Raw genomic sequence first — 18,271 nt, forward strand, 5'->3', positions numbered from 1 at the left:
AAAATCATGGAAAACCCAACCTCTAATCTATCAGCAACCAAAAAAGCCCTTCTGGAAAAATGGAAGACAGGAAAATTTAGAAGTTCTGCTATTCCTAAACGATCGGACTCCAATCCTATTCCCTTATCTTTTTCCCAGCAAAGACTCTGGTTTATCGATCGACTTTATCAAGGAAGTTCCTTCTATAATATTCCGACTGCCATTCATTTAAAGGGAATGCTTGATATGACGGCGCTTAAGCAAAGTCTTAACGAAATTATGAAGCGTCACGAAGCTTGGCGGACGAGTTTTGTAATAGTAGATAGGCAACCATTTCAGGCGATCGCATCTGAATCAACCTGGGAATTACCGATCGTCAACCTCGAACATTTATCGGGCAAAAATTGGGATGTTGAAGTTCAAAAAATAGCGATCGAGGAAGCTAAAAAACCCTTTGATTTATCCCAAGCGCCTCTGGTACGGGCAACTTTGCTGCGTCTAAGCGAAACAGAACATATTTTCCTTTTGACCATGCACCACATCGTCTCCGATGGATGGTCTATATCAGTGTTCGCGGGGGAATTGGCAACGCTGTATGCGGCGTTCTCAACAGATCAATCTCCGTCATTACAGGAACTCCCTATCCAGTATGCAGATTTTGCAATTTGGCAGCGCGATCGCTTGCAAGGTGAATTACTCGCTACCCAACTCAATTACTGGAAGCAACAACTAGGCGGTGATTTACCTGTATTGCAATTGCCTGTCGATCGTTCCAGACCTACCACTACCACATTTAATGGTGCAAAGCAATACTTTACTTTTTCCAAAAGTCTAACAGAGGCACTAAGTAAATTAAGTCAGCAAGAAGAAGTCACTTTATTTATGACTTTGCTGGCGGCTTTTAATACTTTACTTTACCGCCATTCTGAGCAAGAAGACATCCTCATAGGTTCTTCAATTGCCAATCGAAATCAAGCCGAATTAGAAGGAATACTTGGCTTATTTGTCAATACATTGGTGATGCGAAATGACCTCAGTGGCGACCCAAGTTTTCGGACGCTTTTGAGTCGGGTACGCGGGGTGACTCTCGACGCTTACGCACATCAGGATTTACCTTTCGAGAAGCTAGTAGAGGAATTGCAACCCGATCGAGATTTAAGCCGAAATCCTTTGTTTCAGGTCATGTTTGTGCTGCAAAATACGCCGAAGTCCGAGCGAGAGATTGCTGGGTTAACTTTGCGTAGTTTAGAGTTCGATAGTGGCACATCTCAGTTTGACATTTTCCTGTCGATCGGCGAATCCAAAGAAGGATTAACTGGATTTTTAGAGTATAGTACCGACTTATTTGATCCGGAAACAATTACAGGAATAATCGACAATTTTCAAACCTTACTGGAAAGCATCGTTGCTAATCCCGATCGCCAAATCTCTGAATTACCGATTCTAACTGCCAAACAGCGAAAACAACTGTTATTGGAGTGGAATAACACTCGAACGACTTATCCGCAAGATGCCTCTCTCCATCAATTATTTGAACGGCAAGTAGAGCATTTTCCCGATAGTTTAGCATTAATCGATAGCTCGGAAAAAGTAACCTATGGACAACTCAACCAAAAGGTCAATCAACTTGCCCATTATTTACAAAAATTGGGAGTAACAACCGAAACTTGCGTCGGCATTTGTCTGGACAGATCGGTGCAAATGATAGTTGGAATTCTGGCAATTTTGAAAGCGGGTGGTGCTTACATTCCTCTCGATCCAAATTATCCAGTCGATCGTCTTTATTTCATGGTTTCTGATTCCCAAGTTTCATTAGTCATCAGTCATTCATCATTACGCGATCGCTTTCAACAAATACAGGTTATCTGTCTAGATGATGAGTGGGAAATTATCGATCGAGAAACTCAAGAAAATCCTGCTACCGCATCGAGAAGTGACAATCTTGCTTATGTAATCTACACTTCTGGTTCGACTGGAACTCCCAAAGGCGTTCTCGGCACTCACCGAGGTACAGTTAATGGCTTACACTGGTTGTGGAAAACTTATCCCTTTGAAAGTGAAGACATTTGTTGTCAGAAAACAGCTATTAGTTTTGTTGATTCAGTCTGGGAAATTTTTGCTCCCTTACTCCAAGGAATTCCCACCCTTATCATTCCCGATCCAATTGTCAAAGACACTAAATTATTCCTAGAAACGCTCGATCGCCATCACGTTACGCGAGTCATACTTGTTCCTTCCTTGCTGCGGTTAATTTTAGATACTTACGGTAATTTAACCAAGAAATTGTCGAACTTGAAACTTTGGATAACCAGTGGAGAAGCACTACCTCTCGACTTAGCGCGATCGTTCCAAAAATTGCTCCCATCTGCCAAATTGATGAACCTTTACGGTTCATCTGAAGTTTCTGCCAACGCTACTTACTACGATACGAGTTTATTACCAGAAAAAGCAACTAGCATTCCCATAGGGCGCCCAATTGATAACACTCAAGTTTACATATTCGATCGTCATTTACAACCAACGACCGTAGGAGTCTGCGGTGAATTGTACATCGGTGGCGATGGATTGGCGAAAGGTTATTTGAATCGTCCAGAACTAACCGAGGAACGGTTTATTGATAACATCTTTGTATCGAGAACTAAGCTTTACAAAACTGGCGATCTAGCGCGTTATTTGCACAATGGCAATCTCGAATATTTAGGTCGCCGTGACGAACAAGTAAAAATCCGAGGTTTCCGAGTTGAATTGGCAGAAATTGAAAGTGCGATTTTGCAACATCCAGATATTCGAGAATCTGTTGTCATTATCCGCGATGATACACAAGGCGATCGACATTTGATTGCTTACATAGTAACAAATGAACCAGATTTAGTGCCACAAATAAGCAGCTACTTGCAAGAAAAACTACCGGATTACATGATACCATCTGCTTTTGTGGTGTTAGATGCGATACCGCTAACACCAAATGGGAAAGTAGATAAGCGATCGCTTCCAACTGATAATCCGATCCGATCGAACTCCACAAAATCCTTCATTTCGCCCAGAAATTTTTCCGAATTAGGTTTGGTAAAAATTTGGGAAAGTCTTCTAGCTATTAACTCAATTGGAGTTACAGATAACTTCTTCGAGTTGGGAGGTCACTCCTTTTTAGCTGTACGCTTAATGGCTCAAATTTACGAGCGGTTTGGACAAAACCTTCCCCTATCTATTTTGTTTGAAAACCCGACCATTGAAAAACTCGCTAAAATTGTCAGCCAGCCAACAAATTTGAGTTCAGGTTCCCCGCTGGTAGCCCTTAATTCTTCCGGTTCGAGGACTCCTTTCTTTTGCGTACACGCCGCCGGAGGAGACATCCTTGCTTACCTGAGCTTGGCAGACAAAATCGGTGAAGATCAACCATTTTACGCTTTGGAACAGTCCCCCAACTCACTCGAATTTGAAGCTAAGTCAGTAGAAGAAACAGCAGCTTATTACCTCCAAGAAATTCGTGCAGTACAACCGGAAGGGCCGTATCTTTTAGGAGGTTGGTGTTTTGGTGGTGTGGTTGCTTTTGAAATGGCACAACAGCTACAAAAACAAGGTCAAAAAATAGACTTGCTAGTGGTCATTGACGCTATATTGCCAGAAACAGTTATTAAACCAACCAAAGATGACGACGCTAAATTTTTAATCCGGTTAGCTGAGTCAATTAAAAACTGGTTCGGTATTGATTTTTCAGTCTCCTACGACGAAATGCGATCGCTATCGTTGGATGAGCAATTTCAGTTATTGAATAGAAAGGCAAACTTCATCGTCAGCGACACGGAGATAACGCAGCATATTCGCGATTACAAGGTTTTTAAATCTCACGTTCAAGCCATGCGAGATTACGTTCCCCAGGTTTATCCCCACAAAATTACACTGTTTCGAGCTAGCGATAAAATTGCTCATGATTTTGAGAGTACGGAGTTTCATAGCGATGACTTATTGTTAGGTTGGGGCAAATGTTCCCAGCAAGCGATCGAAGTTATTGAAGTTCCGGGCAATCATTTCTCCATGTTTACTGAACCTCACATACAAAAATTAGCCCAACATTTGAAATGTTGTTTCGATCGAATGGTTAATGGCGAAATTAACTTTAATGGAACTTAAAAAAATGCTGTATAAAGCTATAATCTTTTTAGGTTGGTCATAAAAAATCCCTCGATTTGCTGTGTTTATGGCCAGGGTTTTAGCCATCCCTCTGCTGTTGGCACTAGACATACTCAAAAATCTCGGTCGCCCAGCATCCCCAGTGGTCTATTGCTAAAAATAGAGCCTTGGGTAGCAGTTAAATAGTGATCTCGCTTTTTTTTCAGCGGTAAAAAACAAGTTGATTACCGCGCTCGTCATCGTTTGCCTGATAGAAATGCGTTAACACTCGATCGCAACCCAACGCCGAATATCACCAAAAATAGTGTAAAGTGGCATGGGGCATCACAATCCGATCGCAATTGGACACTATGCAGAAAGCACCTGATATGAAAGTAGAAAACTTAGATCATCTGGGCTTGATAGCCGGTCTAGTTGACGCGATAGGAATTGTCCAAAAAATCAATGAATTAGTAGGTCTTCAACCGGGTAAGATAGTCAGTCCCAGCTTGGTAGTTAAAGCCATGATTATCAATGGATTAGGGTTAATCTCAAGGTAAACGCATCTTAACTTCAACGCAGAATATGCTACAGTTATATCCGATTATTTTTTAATGTAGTTTATTTAGCAATCCTAAATGAATTGTAAATTTTTTACCCCACCCCAACCCTCCCCGACGCCTTGGTCCGGGAGTAAGAATTTCACAAATGATTGGCGATCGCTATATGACAGACGCTAAATATACGATCGCTCCTCTTCCTTCATGGAATTCGCCGCCAAAAGACTTGAAATTAGCTAGCAACGAAATTCATGTTTGGCGGGTGCTTTTAACTCAAACAGCATCTTGCTTGCAGAGTTTAGAACAGCCTCTCTCTAGTGACGAACGAACAAAAGCGGAGCGTTTTTACTTTCAAAAAGACCGATCGCAATTTATTGTTAGTCGTGGGGCGTTGAGGGCAATTCTGAGCCGCTATCTGGACATAGATCCCAGCGCTTTGTGCTTTGGCTACAACCCTTACGGAAAACCTTTTTTAAGCGCAGAACAAGGTGGAAATGAGCTTTTTTTCAATTTATCTCACTCTCGCGGGATTGCTTTAATTGCTGTTACGAAAAATCGAAATATTGGCATCGATATTGAAAGCATTCGCACCGATTTTCCTTGCCAAGAAATTGCTGAAAGGTTTTTTTCACTTTTAGAAAATACTGTACTGCGATCGCTCCCATTAAATTTGCAACATAAGGCTTTTTTCACCTGCTGGACTCGCAAAGAAGCCTATATCAAAGCTGTCGGTAAAGGACTTTTTATCCCCCTAGATAGCTTTGATGTTACCCTGGCTCCGGGAGAGCCTGCAGCACTGTTAAACTTTCTTGAAAATCCACAAGAAGTTTTCCGATGGCGCTTGATTGAGTTAATCTCAGATTCAGACATGGTAGCAACCCTTGCGGTTGAGGGCGATGGCAACAAACTTCTCTGCTGGGAGTGGCAATGCTCCTCCAGGACTTAGGCAAATAGCACTCTTGTGATGAGTACGATCGCCCGCTTGAAGACCCCCACAGCTAATGAACTCGATTTTCTTATAGAACCCATTTGAGATTTAAGAAGCCAGCCTCTTAATCATCAACCTAATAAAACAAAAATTCATCTTGGCAGTTACATTATCTAAAGTTCTCAAGGGAGTTTTTGATGAGAATTTTACACCGCTCCATCCAAGCATTCGATCGCTCGGTTACCCACCTCGCCTTAACTGGCACAAATCCTGATTGTCCTCTTTCTTCTTTTTGTTGTTTCGAGGGTTTTTCCGATAGTTCAAACTTAATGCAAGGTGAGAATCTGTGGGTAAATTTTCTTTAACTCAGTAAGTAAGTCGGCATAAAAAAATCAAAGTATGTAATGAAATGTAAAATCAAAAGAAAGGATATAAATCGACAGTTCTGGGTTTTTTACAAAACTAAATATACCTTGGTTTTATCGTGCCGACTTACTTAGTCAAATGGTCGGGGTGATATCCGTGGTATAATTTGATTGAGTAAGGGTGACAAAATTTCCCATTCGGCATCTGTGAGATTAGTAGAGTAAGGCATCGTCAAGCAAGAGTGTTTTGAGGCTAATTTTACATTAATTCAGTAAGCAGAGACAACCAACAACCCGGACCCGTTTTGGTTGTCTCTGCATCACTCTCTTTCCGGGCGGGCAATTGGATGTCGATCGTCAAAAGATCTCAAATGGGTTCTATATCGAAACCGGTTTTTGGCAATCGATCGTACTACAAGATTTATTGTCGATCGTGTCAGCAAAAAAATCAGAGCGAGCGCTCGCCGAAAACGAATTTTCACTTATAGCAGTCCTAAATCAGTTGCGTAATTATTGTAGGGGCAATCCCTCCGCGATCGCCCCGATAGATAAGGGGTAGGCACTCTTGGCACTACCCCTACAAATTTATCTGAATCATTTAGGGCTTGCTGAATAATTGATTGCGAACCAAGAGCAGGAGCGCTCAATATATTCAAATTTGGTTAAAGATAAGTTTTTTCTGTATCGAGTTGTCCCAAGTATAGCTGTAGATTATCTTTCCTAAAAAAACAGGTGTTCTTTTTCCAAATAGACATAAAAACACACAAAAAACCTGGCGCCACCAGGTGGCAAGGTTCATTACCAAAAAAGTAATTGCAATAACTGTACCAGATGTATTATCAAGTTTAGCCATCACCCTATTCAGACCGAATCTTCGTTTTCCTTGCCCAAACTTTCCCTCAATTGCATTTCTAATCCTCTCATCTTCCAATGCTTGCTTCTTTTTTGATTTACTAACATTTGCTGGGGGTCTTCCTAATGGCGGACCACTGATTCTAATTCCTTTTTCTTTGCACCATGCTCGGTTCTAAGAGTGTTCGATAAATTCGGTCGGCATGAACGGATTCTGGATAATGTCCAGTGAATTTATAGTAAGCCTCTACTTGAGCTTTTAAGTCCCCTGACTCGTTAAAACTGTCCCAGCTCATCCGGTCTAGAAATACATATCCTTCAAAGCAGCTCGCTGATAATTTGGCTCCAAACTCTACGCTTTTTCCAGCTTTTCCTCTGACTATTGGACGAATGTGGGGTTGATTTAAACTTACTATTCTATGTTCAATACTCTGTTTATTTTCATCAATTAAAAATTGCTGTTGGCGATAAACTTCTGTGAGAACTAGCAAGGTTTTATATTGCTTTTTATTCAGAGCTTCTAGGCTCGCACCTGATTCAATTAGCTGTTCAATATGAGCTAGGTTTCTTTTGACATATTGAAGTTGTTTCTTAATTGCCTGTCTTCTTTTTTTTCGAGCTGGCTTTCTTTGTTTAGCTATTAATAAATAGTCTTTCCGGGCGAGATTACGATAGGTTCTTGGTTTTTTCGGGATTTTTTCTTTAACTTGTTTATACAGGATATCTATGATTTTTTCGGTGTGAACTCTGGCTTTGTTTAATAGTCCTAAGTCGGTCGGATAACTAATGTCGGCTGGGGCACAGGTTGGATCTATGATTAATTTACCGCGATTGGGTGACTCATTTTTAGCGTCCAAATCCTTTTTTTTTTCGGGTTCAACTGGCGTGATTTCTAGCATTTTTTTGATCATGCGTTCGTTCACTTTATTAATTAGGTTCAAACTAATCCGTTGCCTAAAGTGAACTAATAGAGATGAGTCAAATGGTAGTTCATTACTGTAGCTTGATTGACCGATAAAGTATTGTAAATAAGGGTTTTCACGGATCTGTTCTACTGTTTCTCTATCGCTAATTCCTAATTTTTCTTTAATAATTAATGCCCCTAATGCCATCCGAAAGGATTTGGCCGGTGCCCCCTTTTTTGTGGGGAAATTTTGAGCATATTCTGATTCAAATTCATCCCACGGTATTATTTGGGCCATTTTTACCCAACGGTTATCTGCTGACAACTTTCCATATGAGGGAAGTTCAAAGTCGGATGGTGAGGAAGGAGCAAGCTCAGCTTTTCGGTACACGTTCTCCTGTTGTGATGCACGGGTTTTGATCTATTTTAACCGCTTTCCTTGCACCTTTTGACCTTTTTATGGTCACACAACTCATACAGTGTTCACGGGAGCAACTGCTTCAGCAAGCCCCATTTAGGATTGCTATAGCTGAGTTGGCATCACCCAAAATCCATTTTTTCACCCATTGAAGAGATTTCGAGCTCTTTATCTGTTGATAAATCGTAGAATAAAGCAGCAATTAGTGTGGGTATCGTACTTTTTGGCAGCGTTCTCACCACGCTCCTCTATCGATCGGTTCCAAGCGGTGAGCATAAGTGTGGAAAATCGCACCCGAAAGCAACGATTTCACCATCACTTGAGCGCCTAAGACAGCTTGAACCACATATTTTTGAACCTCACCGACAAACCGCACTACCACACCCACTTTCAATGAGCGTCCTGCGATCGCAGCTTCATCTGCTGGCGGCACAGCCTCCGATATATTTATATTCTTATCCGACCCTGTGCCGCCAGGAATTCCTTCCAAACAAGGAGCCACAGCTTCTGCCAAAGAGATAGTCTTCTCATCCCGCTGCTGCCAAGCCGCAAAAATCGCCGACCTGCCGTCGTTGGGGAACTCGAACTGGTAAACTCGAATGCGCTTAGACCTGCCCAGAGCATCTCGTTCCTCCGACCTTTCTTGGCGAACCCGTCGCAGGGTAAAGCCCAGCTTCCTCTTCAAAACGTACTGAACCACCTCCATTGGCTGGGCATTAGGGTGGATCCTGATACCCAGAAAATCCTTCACGTCCGCAGAATACTGCTTGACCCTTTGAGCAAAGGCTATCACCTCCGGGTCAGTCCCTCGATACTCCCTGTCTGAGTCAAACAACTCCACCAGCCCCAACTTCCTGAGAGCTTCCACAGAAGCTTTCAGGAAGCGCAAATCTTGCGGGCAAACCTTCCCTTGACCCCTTTCTTGATGCCCCGCCAAGTGATTTTTATCTCGTTTCCTGACAAACTCTGGGTCATGGGTCAAATAGTAATGCAGGCGAATTTGAGGCAGCCAGCCGTCGTCGTCCTTCAATTTCAGCTCGGGCGTCACCGACACCCCATAAGTCTCTTGCAGTTGATACTTGCGCTCTTGATTGATTTCGCCCCGAGTCTTGGAGCGCTTGTCCTTCAACTCCAGATACTCAGACAGAGTAATATCAGGAGCATCAGCAACAGCATCCGCTTCTACTTTGCAGTTTTCTCGCTGAATTGACTCAGCCTCTTTCTTAGCCAGAGCAGCTCCAACATTTCGGAGATTTAATTCATTTAACCCAGCATCAACCTTCTGGGCAACCTGCTGCAATAGCTTCCAGTTTTTAACCGCGCTGACTGCTATTTGCTGTGCTAATCCCTCTAAAAGGAGTTGTTCTAGTTGATTTTCTCGGCACAGTTTTACCTGAAACCCTTCAGCTTTTAGGCTGTACCTAATCGCCTCCCTGTAATGCCACATTCCGGCATTAATTCTAGCAGCCATTTTTGCCCAAGTTCTCAGGTGAACCGGGTCGTGGGCCGCGTCGATGTCGAAGTCAACTCCTTGCAGCAAGCGAATATTGGCTTTGATAACCTTCTGCTGGGAAGCAAGGAGAGCTCGATAAGAAGCGTTGCCGTTGCCAATTTTGCCAATGCCAAAGGGCGCTGTCCAGACAAAGATTGGAACATTTTCATCCCTGACTCGAGCGAGACTTTGCAGGGCATCGTTGACGGCAATTGCTCCTTTGAAAATGCCGAATACCGCTGCAAAATAACCGCGAATATCGATGCTAACTCCTGTGCCAATGGTGGGGCTAGCGATGATGATGTCGTAGTTTTGAATGGTGGCATTAAGATTCTCAACGCAGCCACAAGCGGGGTGGTTGGGGTCGGCTACTGACTCGCTATCAATCCTGAGAATGCGCTTGTTGGGAAATCGTTTTTGCAGTTGTGTTTCTAGGTTGCGACACGACCATTTGCCTTTGACTTTTTGGGAGTCTTCAACAACCATAATGTGGGGTCTGTCTCGATCGATCGGGCAACAGAGGGCGCGACTTTCAAGGTCGCAGCCGGTGACTTCTCGCGACAGAATTTGCTCCATTTGAGCGAATAGTGGTGCGGGACTTTGAGTGGTGTAGAAGATCGCGTCCCGCTCTTTTTTAGGTTTCCATTCGTTGACGGCAATCCAAGGTTCGAGAGGGATGCCAGCAAGCGCCTTTAAGTAGTCGATCGCGCAATCAGATAAGTCAGCATCCTGGGCAACGATTAAGCCGCCGGTGGTTAAGACGGTGCGAATGAGTTCTTGCAGGGTTTGCAAGATGGCGACGCGGTTTTCGCGGCAGGTGCTGGAGTTCAAGGCGTGCCAGATGACTTGTTCGCACTCATCAATGAGGACGATCGCCCCAGACCAGTTTTCGGGGTTGAAACGGGCCATTGAGTGGGGGTGGAGGCTGTCTACACACAAGCCGTACCCGAATAATTTGCCTTCCGGCGAGTTCTTGGTTTCGTCGATGTAGTTGATTCCCAACCCGGCGCAGATGGCGCGGCCGAGCTGAATCCTGTGGGTGATGACTAGCACGCGGCGTTCGCCCGTGTTGAGGGCGTGGGAAACCAGGTGGGCGAGGGAGCGGGTTTTGCCGGTGCCTTTGGGGGATTTGATGCAGGCTAAGCCGGCCTCTGGATAGGGGAGTTCTCCCAGATAGCGAGAATTTAGCGTTAAAGACGCGGGATAGGTTAAAAGCCATGATTCCCTATCCCGCCAAAATTGGAAGCCTCGTGCTGCGTTTTTGAGGGCAATGAGCGCATCCTCGCCTCTGGCTACCACGAAATCGTCGATGCCTTTCTCCGGTCCCGGCAGGGTGATGACGCTGACAGAGCATTTGGCGGCGGTGAACAGGCGGCCGAGTTTGTCAATCTCGCGGTTGACGTTGAGGACGGTAGAGTGCTTGCTGTCGCGATCAAAGCCGATGTAGATTTCCCGCCCTGGGGTGGCGAAGTGTTGGAGTTCGGGGATGAGATAGGGGTTGCACTTCTCCCCTAGAGCGTTCTTGGTTCTGACGCCCATCGTGACGCCGGGGAGGGCAATGGCTGCGTAGCCCATTGTGAGCAGGCAGGCGGCTTTTTTTACGCCTTCGACGATGATGACGGGGATGTTGTTGAGCCAAACCCATTCCCAGAATTGAGGCGGGTTCGTGGGGTTGCGGAGGGGCACAGGGGCAAAGGGGAGATTTTCGTCTCCCGTCTCCCCCGTTCCTGTGCTCCCCATCTCTAAGTCCTCTGGGTTTTCAGGGTTAATGGGGACGCCGTGGCGTTCTGCAACTTTTGCCCAGATGTGGTCTGGGACTTGCAGGAAGAAGGCTCTGGTGGGGGTTTTGGGGGGGTGTTCGTATTTTACGGGCTTGGTTTTACCGTTTGGGTCGAAGCTGTTGCGGGGCTGATAGGGTTTGAAGCAGCCCCAATACATGGGCTGCCAGTTGTTGAGGGGGTCAAGGCCCGAACACCACCAACCACCGTGTTCGATGTGGCTGTAGTGCTTTCTGGCCCACCGCCATTGTGCGTCGGGGTGGACTCTGCCGGAGGCGGCGTTAATTTCGTATAGGAGGTAGGCGTAGGGGGCTTCGCCACTAAGGGTTTGCACGTTGAGGGCGAAGATGGCGGGGTCTACACCGCTTTCTTGCCATTCATTGAGGGCGGACTTAGACAAGACCATAACGCACCCCCATGTTGGCTGTGTTGACCTTCTGGCCTAGTAGCAATGCGAAAGGCGCTCCAAGCTGCACCCGAATCAGGCTACCGCCAGAGCCCCTCATGAACGGGTCAGATGGAGTCAAGTGGACTGTGAGTCTCTGTGAGGACTGATTTTGAAGGTCAATGGCTGTGCTATCTCGATAAATCTTCACCGGGCTATTCCTTGAGTGGGGAACATCCCTTTGTCTCATGTTCTGAAAATCGCTACTTGCACGCCGATCAAAGATAATTAATTAAGATAATCCAGGCGTAGTAAGATTCTGAAACGCTTGTTGTGAAAAGGTTTCAAATTTAAGAGGTAGCTAGATCCGGGTGTTTTAGTAGCTAGATCCGGGTGTTTTAGTAGCTAGATCCGGGTGTTTTAGTAGTAAAGTCATAAGCCTTGCCTGGTAAAAGTTTGAAGGTGATTTTGAGGTGATTTTGGCCTTACTACGCAAAACTCCAGCCTTACTAAGCTTGGGGCTGGAGTTGGGGTCAAGGGGACGGGAAGCTAGATTGACAATTCTGGTAGCACTTGAGGCAAGATTTTTCTGAGGTTGGCGGCGGTTTTGGGGCTAATTGGCTTGCCGCGCTGAAGCTGTGAGACTAGCTGCTGAGATATGCCCAGCTTTTCGGCGATGACTCTTTGCTTCGTCCAACCCTTTGCTTCACAAGCCTTCTGTATCGGTTCCCACTCTAACGGGGCAGCAGATGCTGATTTCCGTTTCCGGGGCAAAGATGCTGATTTTTTAGCAGCTATCAAGGCAGGAATTTTACCGGGAGGCTTGATGGTGACGCTAGCTTCTAGCAGTAAATCAATAATTCTTTTTTTGCAATCTTTGGGTTTACCTGTTGTACTTCCAGGACGCAACCATTCTGGGTAGGTTTCAGAGTCATATATAATCTGCCAATCTAACTCAATCAATCGCATTAAAGCTTTATCCCACCGCTCCTTTATATCTTGAGCTTTGTACTTAACAGACCGCGTTAATTCAATTTCATTTTTCGGCATCACCATCTCTAGCACGGTCTTAACCGTGTATTTTCCATTTATATGAATGGCGCTTTCTGTTGTTATATTGATGGCAATTAAGAATGCTAGCTCATCATGATACGGGTTCATTTTAAGCGTCGATTCTGAAATCCAACCAAACTCATATAAGGCAACTGGAGGCGTCGCATTCTTGCCAGATTTATTAAAGAAAAAATCAGCCCATCTACCCGCCCGAATGAAGGCTACTATTTCTGTTGGTTCATCAATTTCATCTGTGAAAATGTTACGCTGCCCGTAGCGCTCCACAGCAACGTCCCAAATGAGGGAATTCATATCGCATCCTAGCTTTCCGATATTCCATTTAATGGTAGCGTCCAGCCTTCTCAGAAGCTTCAGGCATTTCTCTATCCTGAGTAACTTCTCGGAAGTGGTCATATCTTTACGCTTACCCCAACCCATTAAGTCTATGAGGTTAGTGCCGCCATTTTTCCCAGTTCCAGCTAGCTTAATTTCAGTTCTCAAAGGCACAGCCTGTTGAAAAACATAGGCAGATAGTAAACAGTGGAGTTTGGCAGTATCTTTCCCCAAACTGCCAAATTCCTCAATAATTCCCCAGGCTGCCTTGCCTGTAAAGTAAAAATATTCTTTAGTAACTGGGTCTTTATCCTTTAAGGCTAACTTAACAAAACCCGTGCTGTAATTATCTCGAAAAAACACATTTTTATGGGTATCTTCTTGCCAATCCCAAATTCGTAATAAGGACTTGCAAGCCGTTCTAGGAGGGGCTGAGGTGAGTATTTGAGTGATTGTGGTGCTGATAAATACCTGGGGTTCGGTTGCGGGAACTGTTTTTGAAGCCAGCCCCAGCATAGCGATTAACTCATCTAGTGTCCGATTGGATAAATCGAGTGGCTCTAGAAAAATTAAAGCTGAATCAAGTGCCACGTTTTTCCATAAATTTTCCTCGGTTCTACCTGCCTGAAGCCTGAAGGTCAGATGATTTAATATCTCCTCTGCTTTTGTCAAGTAAAAAGCATCATCAACTATCTGCTCTTTGAGAAATTTTTCGAGTTCATCAACACACTTAGGACTAAAGCCTTCTAATGTTTCATCCCTTTTAGTAATTTCGGTATGAATCCCCATTGCTACATTCAAGGCCACACTTTCTAAAAAATTACCCTGGCGTAGCTTCTTGGCGTACTCTTGAATGCGGTCGCCATCTATCGTGGTGGTGGTGGTGGTAGTAGATAACTCCATAGCCTAGCCTCTTTATGCCAATAATAGTTACAGGTTTGATAGACAAATATCTCACTTGCTTTCTCGAACCGTTTTGTAAGGAGTAACCCGAACTTTCCGTACTACCACGCCTTGTATCCCCAAAGCATTTGCGTTCCAGTGGTGGCGAGAAATAATGTGTTTTTCCACTAAGTTCATGATCGAAAGTTCTCCCATATACTTGTCCCAATTCGCTCGTTACTACAGTTTACCATAACGCTATTGTTTTAACATTTTCCAGTAATAATTTCCTGCTAGATCGCTGTTAATTTCTGCCCGAGACTAAGAACTGTTAATACAAGCTATTGTCAAATCTCAATCATCCCCTAACCCACAAACAGCCTTCGCACAGAGGGACGTTATGCTTCCGGTTTTTCCACTAATTTCTCCTACAAAGCACATCTATTATAAGCGCGTAGCATCGGCATAGTCATAGTTATTAGCATAGGGCGACGAGGTAATGATTAAATCAGCAAAATTATCCGGTACGCCAAGACAAGTCCGAGCATCAGAGCGAACGCTCTTAGCAGTATTAGCGGGTGCATCTCTATTTTGCAAGGGCGAAGCATTTCGGCAGACAATTTATTAGTGAGAACCAGATATTTACTACCGAAATGCTTCGCCCCTACGAATATATTTGCAAAAATGAGATGCATCCGTATTAGCTGCTGTTTTTCCTGCAATTCTCATGTCTTGAACCTGGGTTTGAACCATTAGCTCAAAAGCTGACATCGGCTACAATACTGATTTTTTATTTTTTGTTAGGTAAGATGTACTGCCAAGGGGCAGTTCCAACGCAGGAAACATGGCAGAGAATGGCTATAATTGTCAGCCATACCAACTCGGATTGAGGAGAATCGTCAGCTCATTGTTTCCAAGCCTGCCACAATCGATTTAAGCCTTCAAGGGAGCGATCGCTAAAACAAGAACGAATCAGAGCCGGATAATTATCTACACAGCCCGACAAATTTTCGGCACGTATTTTGACCTTTCTTATATGCTCTAAATAAAGAGCGGGGTCAGTTCGATATAACAACTTGGCTGAAGCAATCCTAGCAACGAAGGGATGAGCTTCTACTCCCAAACATTCAACCCCCATTTTCTCAGCAGCAAGCAGCGTCGTCCCCGCACCGGCAAATGGCTCGAAGACAGTCGCACTCCCCCGTTCCAAGGCTTTAGCAATAACGGTTTCGACCCAAGAGGCCGAGAAACCCGCACGCTCATCTCGCACCAGCGGTGAACGGGCAACTTCATGTTGTCTGTAAAGGTTGAAAAGGTGCCGTTGCCCTCTTGAGAGAGAGGGGGCGGCGCTAGCGGCAGAACTTCCCCAAGAGGCAGCTTTAATTGTCTGACCATCAAAATTTATGCTCGTTCACTCAATTGCAGCGAGCGCCACTGCACCTGCAAGGTTTTGGAGCCCGCCGCTCATCATTAGTACGCTCGCCGAACGGACTGTAAATTATCCATCTTTTTGCACCTCTCGATCGGGTAATCTGGTCTGGAAAGCCAAATTATCGGGCCGACTATGGACTTAGAACACGCTACTAATTCCTTTGGAGAAATCGCTTCGACGCGCGACCTAGTGGCAGAGCTGTTATCCGCCAAGCGCTCTGTCAACACGCTTGCGTGCTTATGAGAAAGACTTGTACGATTTCTTTACGACAATGACGGAGCAGGAACCGCACCCGGCATTAGTGCGCGAGTTCCTACGGTTGAACCGCTTCGCCGCTGTCGCGGTGGTTCTCAAATATAAAGCCAAACTAATTGACAAGGGACTCAAGGAAGCGACGATTAATCGGCGGCTGGCGGCGATCAAAAGTTTGGTGAATTTTGCTCGGAAGGTGGGCGAGTGCGAGTGGAGTTTGGTAGATGTTGAAGGAGAGAAGGTGGTTCCTTACCGGGATACTACAGGGTTTGGCCGAGTTGCTTCTGAGAATGTGGCGGCGATGCAGTCGGTATTGTCCATTCTTGACCGGAGTACGCCCCAGGGAAAGCGCGACTATGCAGTTCTCCGGCTGTTGTGGGACAATGCGTTGCGCCGGGGGGAAATCAGCGGAGCCAATATTGGCGACTTTGACCCGCTAGCCCGAACTCTGAACATTTACGGCAAAGGTAGGGGAACTCAAGCGCAGTTAATTGACTTGCACAGCGCGACGGCAGATGCGATTTCTGATTGGCTGAGCGTGCGGGGAGCTGCAATGCCCCAAGAGCCTTTATTTATCGCTTTGACAAAGCGGGAATACGGGTTGAGGTTGAGCGGGTACGCTATTTACAAGCTTGTTTTCTCAACTTGCTCCGCTGCGGGAATTCCTAAAAGAATTAGCCCGCACAGAATACGCCACGCTGCAATTACGACTCTGTTAGATGCAAGCAACGGCAATACACGAATGGCGCAGAAGTTGAGCCGCCATACCAGCTCGAACGTCCTTAATTGCTACGATGACAATCGGCAGAGCTTGCAGCGAGAAGCGTCGGTGCTGCTGGCTAGTTTGGTGCGGTGATGTACTCCCGACGTTGACCGCTAGGCGGTACAGCGCGGGCTTCTCTCAGAGGAAGTCCTCTTAGAGCGTTTTATAGTGAGGGAGACACCCAGCCCCACTTTTTTAATTAGTATTGCCGAATTCGTGTCCCTATCCAATTCTAGACCGCAGTGTGGGCAGCTATGCCAACGGTCGCGCAGTTCTTTTGGGACGCGGTTCAAACATTCTGAGCAATGCTGAGAAGTTCCACGTGGGTCAACCTCGATCACCAAGCAGCCAGCTCTTTGGGCCTTGAAGCTCAGTATTTCATTGAATTGACTCCACCCTGCATCAGCAATGCTTTTATTCAGTCCAGACTTTGCTGATTGCCGATTAGGAAGAAACTTTCCAGTTTCGTCTTGCTTGGGTTTAGCGCGTCTGGACATATTCTTGACTTTGAGAGCCTCAACAAAAACAACATCAGCTTTGTTGAGAAGCTTTTTGGCAGTCTCAAAATGAAACTGTTTGCGTTGTCTTGCAACCTTTTGGTGTAAACGAGCAACTTTGCGGTACTGCCTATTTTTCGCTCTGCTTTTTTTCTTTCGAGCAGCAGCCTTGCGTTGTAAAAAAGCAAGTTTTTTTTCCGATTTCCTGAAATGCTGCGGTATTGGCTCAAATTCTTTCTCGGAATCTGCAAGAAACTTTTCTAGACCCAGATCGATGCCAATGCTGTTTTCCCAGGTTGGGATAATATCAATAGCTATATCTGGCACCGCATGGCTTTGTATAGTCAGCGTCACGTACCACCCATCAGCTTTCTTGGAAATTATTGCTGTTTTTACGTCAAAACCATCAGGAATTAGCCTATGCAGAATCAACTTAACATCGCCAAACTTAGGCAAGGTAATTCTATTACCCTTAAGGCAATCCATATCCATTTGGGTGTAGGTAAACGACCGATAACGTCCTTTGCCCTTGAAACGAGGTTTTCCAGAACGATTGCCGTTACAATCCCCTTTAATAAATCTGTCAAAAGCAAGCTTAACTCGGTCTACGCAGTTTTGTAATACCTGAGAATATATGTCTTTGTACCAGGGTCTATCTTTCTTCAGTTGTACAAGACTGCGTTTTTGACTGTAATAATCGGGATGAGCGCGCAAGGATGGTAAGTGACATATCAATGGACAAGCATTGATATCGCAACGATTCCGTTCCCACCAATCAAATCTATCTTGCAACAGCCAGTTATATTGATGGCGAAGCATATCTAGCCAACGGTTCAGTTCGGCTTTTTGCTCAGTTGTTGGAAGTAGCTTGTATTGGTATGCTAGTCTCATTGTATAATTCTAGCATATTGCTACCAAATTGCTGTCATGAATCAAATCAGTATCAGATTGCCAGACAGGGAAAAAGAGCATTGCAGAAATATTGTTAGTTAGCTGGGCGAACGCAGAATGATGTCATTCGTGAGTTGCTGAAAAAATTGTCAATCTCCGGGGTATTGAACCCCATCGATTGACCCGGCTTTCATCCCGACGCTCACTCCTTGTACAGGTAGAGCGCGGGGCTTCCCGCCTAGCAGCTAAGTTTAGATTTAATTGAGGAGCCGGATGGCGGTGAAGGGAACCAAATTGAAAGATGAAGTGCTGAATCTGCTGACCAAATTTTCGCCTCAGTTCAAAGTGTTTAAGTAGGAATAACCCGCGAAGATTGGCTAAACGACTTTCAATTCAT

At 45.0% G+C, this 18,271-nt stretch carries 11 protein-coding genes; 4 read left to right on the forward strand and 7 right to left on the reverse strand.

Features of this window, described 5'->3' with window-relative positions; genetic code table 11:
- The first annotated feature begins 6 nt into the window (after positions 1-6).
- The 3 genes from JGK20_RS00570 to JGK20_RS00580 all read left to right on the forward strand — a co-directional run bounded on the left by JGK20_RS00570 (position 7) and on the right by JGK20_RS00580 (position 5,595).
- On the forward strand, positions 7-4,110 hold the full coding sequence (locus tag JGK20_RS00570) for a non-ribosomal peptide synthetase (RefSeq protein ID WP_293228840.1): 4,104 nt from the start codon (positions 7-9) through the stop codon (positions 4,108-4,110).
- Between the two features lie 350 nt (positions 4,111-4,460).
- Positions 4,461-4,649, forward strand: a complete 189-nt coding sequence (locus JGK20_RS00575) for a DUF4277 domain-containing protein (protein WP_293228842.1) — start codon at positions 4,461-4,463, stop codon at positions 4,647-4,649.
- Between the two features lie 166 nt (positions 4,650-4,815).
- Positions 4,816-5,595 (forward strand): 4'-phosphopantetheinyl transferase superfamily protein, encoded by a 780-nt coding sequence (locus JGK20_RS00580; protein ID WP_293228844.1) that lies wholly within the window; start codon positions 4,816-4,818, stop codon positions 5,593-5,595.
- A gap of 999 nt (positions 5,596-6,594) precedes the next feature.
- On the opposite strand, the gene JGK20_RS00590 is transcribed toward JGK20_RS00580, so the two are convergent.
- The 6 genes from JGK20_RS00590 to JGK20_RS00615 form a co-directional block, all read right to left on the reverse strand.
- Positions 6,595-8,089 (reverse strand): IS5 family transposase gene (locus JGK20_RS00590; protein WP_293228847.1). Its coding sequence is split into 2 segments (ribosomal slippage): positions 6,595-6,969 and positions 6,971-8,089, totalling 1,494 coding nucleotides; the frame shifts between segments, so codons are not numbered across the junction.
- Between the two features lie 262 nt (positions 8,090-8,351).
- Positions 8,352-11,792, reverse strand: coding sequence for a plasmid replication protein, CyRepA1 family (locus JGK20_RS00595; protein WP_293228850.1), 3,441 nt, complete (start codon positions 11,790-11,792; stop codon positions 8,352-8,354).
- Positions 11,793-12,320: 528 nt separating this feature from the next.
- Complete coding sequence (locus JGK20_RS00600) at positions 12,321-14,060, reverse strand: helix-turn-helix transcriptional regulator (RefSeq protein ID WP_293228853.1); 1,740 nt, start codon at positions 14,058-14,060, stop codon at positions 12,321-12,323.
- Positions 14,061-14,111: 51 nt separating this feature from the next.
- Positions 14,112-14,237, reverse strand: coding sequence for a hypothetical protein (locus tag JGK20_RS00605; RefSeq protein ID WP_293228855.1), 126 nt, complete (start codon positions 14,235-14,237; stop codon positions 14,112-14,114).
- A 246-nt stretch (positions 14,238-14,483) separates the two neighbouring features.
- Complete coding sequence (locus JGK20_RS00610) at positions 14,484-14,636, reverse strand: hypothetical protein (RefSeq protein WP_293228858.1); 153 nt, start codon at positions 14,634-14,636, stop codon at positions 14,484-14,486.
- Positions 14,637-14,943: 307 nt separating this feature from the next.
- Positions 14,944-15,309: a DNA methyltransferase gene (locus JGK20_RS00615; RefSeq protein ID WP_293228860.1), complete on the reverse strand. Its 366-nt coding sequence runs from the start codon at positions 15,307-15,309 to the stop codon at positions 14,944-14,946.
- Positions 15,310-15,700: 391 nt separating this feature from the next.
- On the opposite strand from JGK20_RS00615, the gene JGK20_RS00620 reads away from it, so the two are divergent.
- The gene (locus tag JGK20_RS00620) at positions 15,701-16,579 is read left to right on the forward strand and encodes a tyrosine-type recombinase/integrase (RefSeq protein WP_293228863.1); all 879 of its coding nucleotides are present in this window, start codon (positions 15,701-15,703) and stop codon (positions 16,577-16,579) included.
- A gap of 20 nt (positions 16,580-16,599) precedes the next feature.
- Here the strand turns inward: JGK20_RS00620 and JGK20_RS00625 are convergent, their stop codons facing one another.
- Entirely contained in the window at positions 16,600-17,874 is a 1,275-nt protein-coding gene (locus JGK20_RS00625) for a transposase (RefSeq protein WP_293228866.1), read from the reverse strand.
- Between the last annotated feature and the right edge of the window lie 397 nt (positions 17,875-18,271).

It is taken from the genome of Microcoleus sp. PH2017_05_CCC_O_A, assembly GCF_020738785.1.
Classification (GTDB): domain Bacteria; phylum Cyanobacteriota; class Cyanobacteriia; order Cyanobacteriales; family Microcoleaceae; genus Microcoleus.

What these genes read in the sequence shown, in the direction of transcription:
- JGK20_RS00570 (WP_293228840.1), top strand. Translation starts at nt 7, where the DNA reads ATGGAAAACCCAACCTCTAATCTATCAGCAACCAAAAAAGCCCTTCTG.
- JGK20_RS00575 (WP_293228842.1), top strand. Translation starts at nt 4,461, where the DNA reads ATGCAGAAAGCACCTGATATGAAAGTAGAAAACTTAGATCATCTGGGC.
- JGK20_RS00580 (WP_293228844.1), top strand. Translation starts at nt 4,816, where the DNA reads ATGACAGACGCTAAATATACGATCGCTCCTCTTCCTTCATGGAATTCG.
- JGK20_RS00595 (WP_293228850.1), bottom strand. Translation starts at nt 11,792, where the DNA reads ATGGTCTTGTCTAAGTCCGCCCTCAATGAATGGCAAGAAAGCGGTGTA.
- JGK20_RS00600 (WP_293228853.1), bottom strand. Translation starts at nt 14,060, where the DNA reads ATGGAGTTATCTACTACCACCACCACCACCACGATAGATGGCGACCGC.
- JGK20_RS00605 (WP_293228855.1), bottom strand. Translation starts at nt 14,237, where the DNA reads ATGAACTTAGTGGAAAAACACATTATTTCTCGCCACCACTGGAACGCA.
- JGK20_RS00625 (WP_293228866.1), bottom strand. Translation starts at nt 17,874, where the DNA reads ATGAGACTAGCATACCAATACAAGCTACTTCCAACAACTGAGCAAAAA.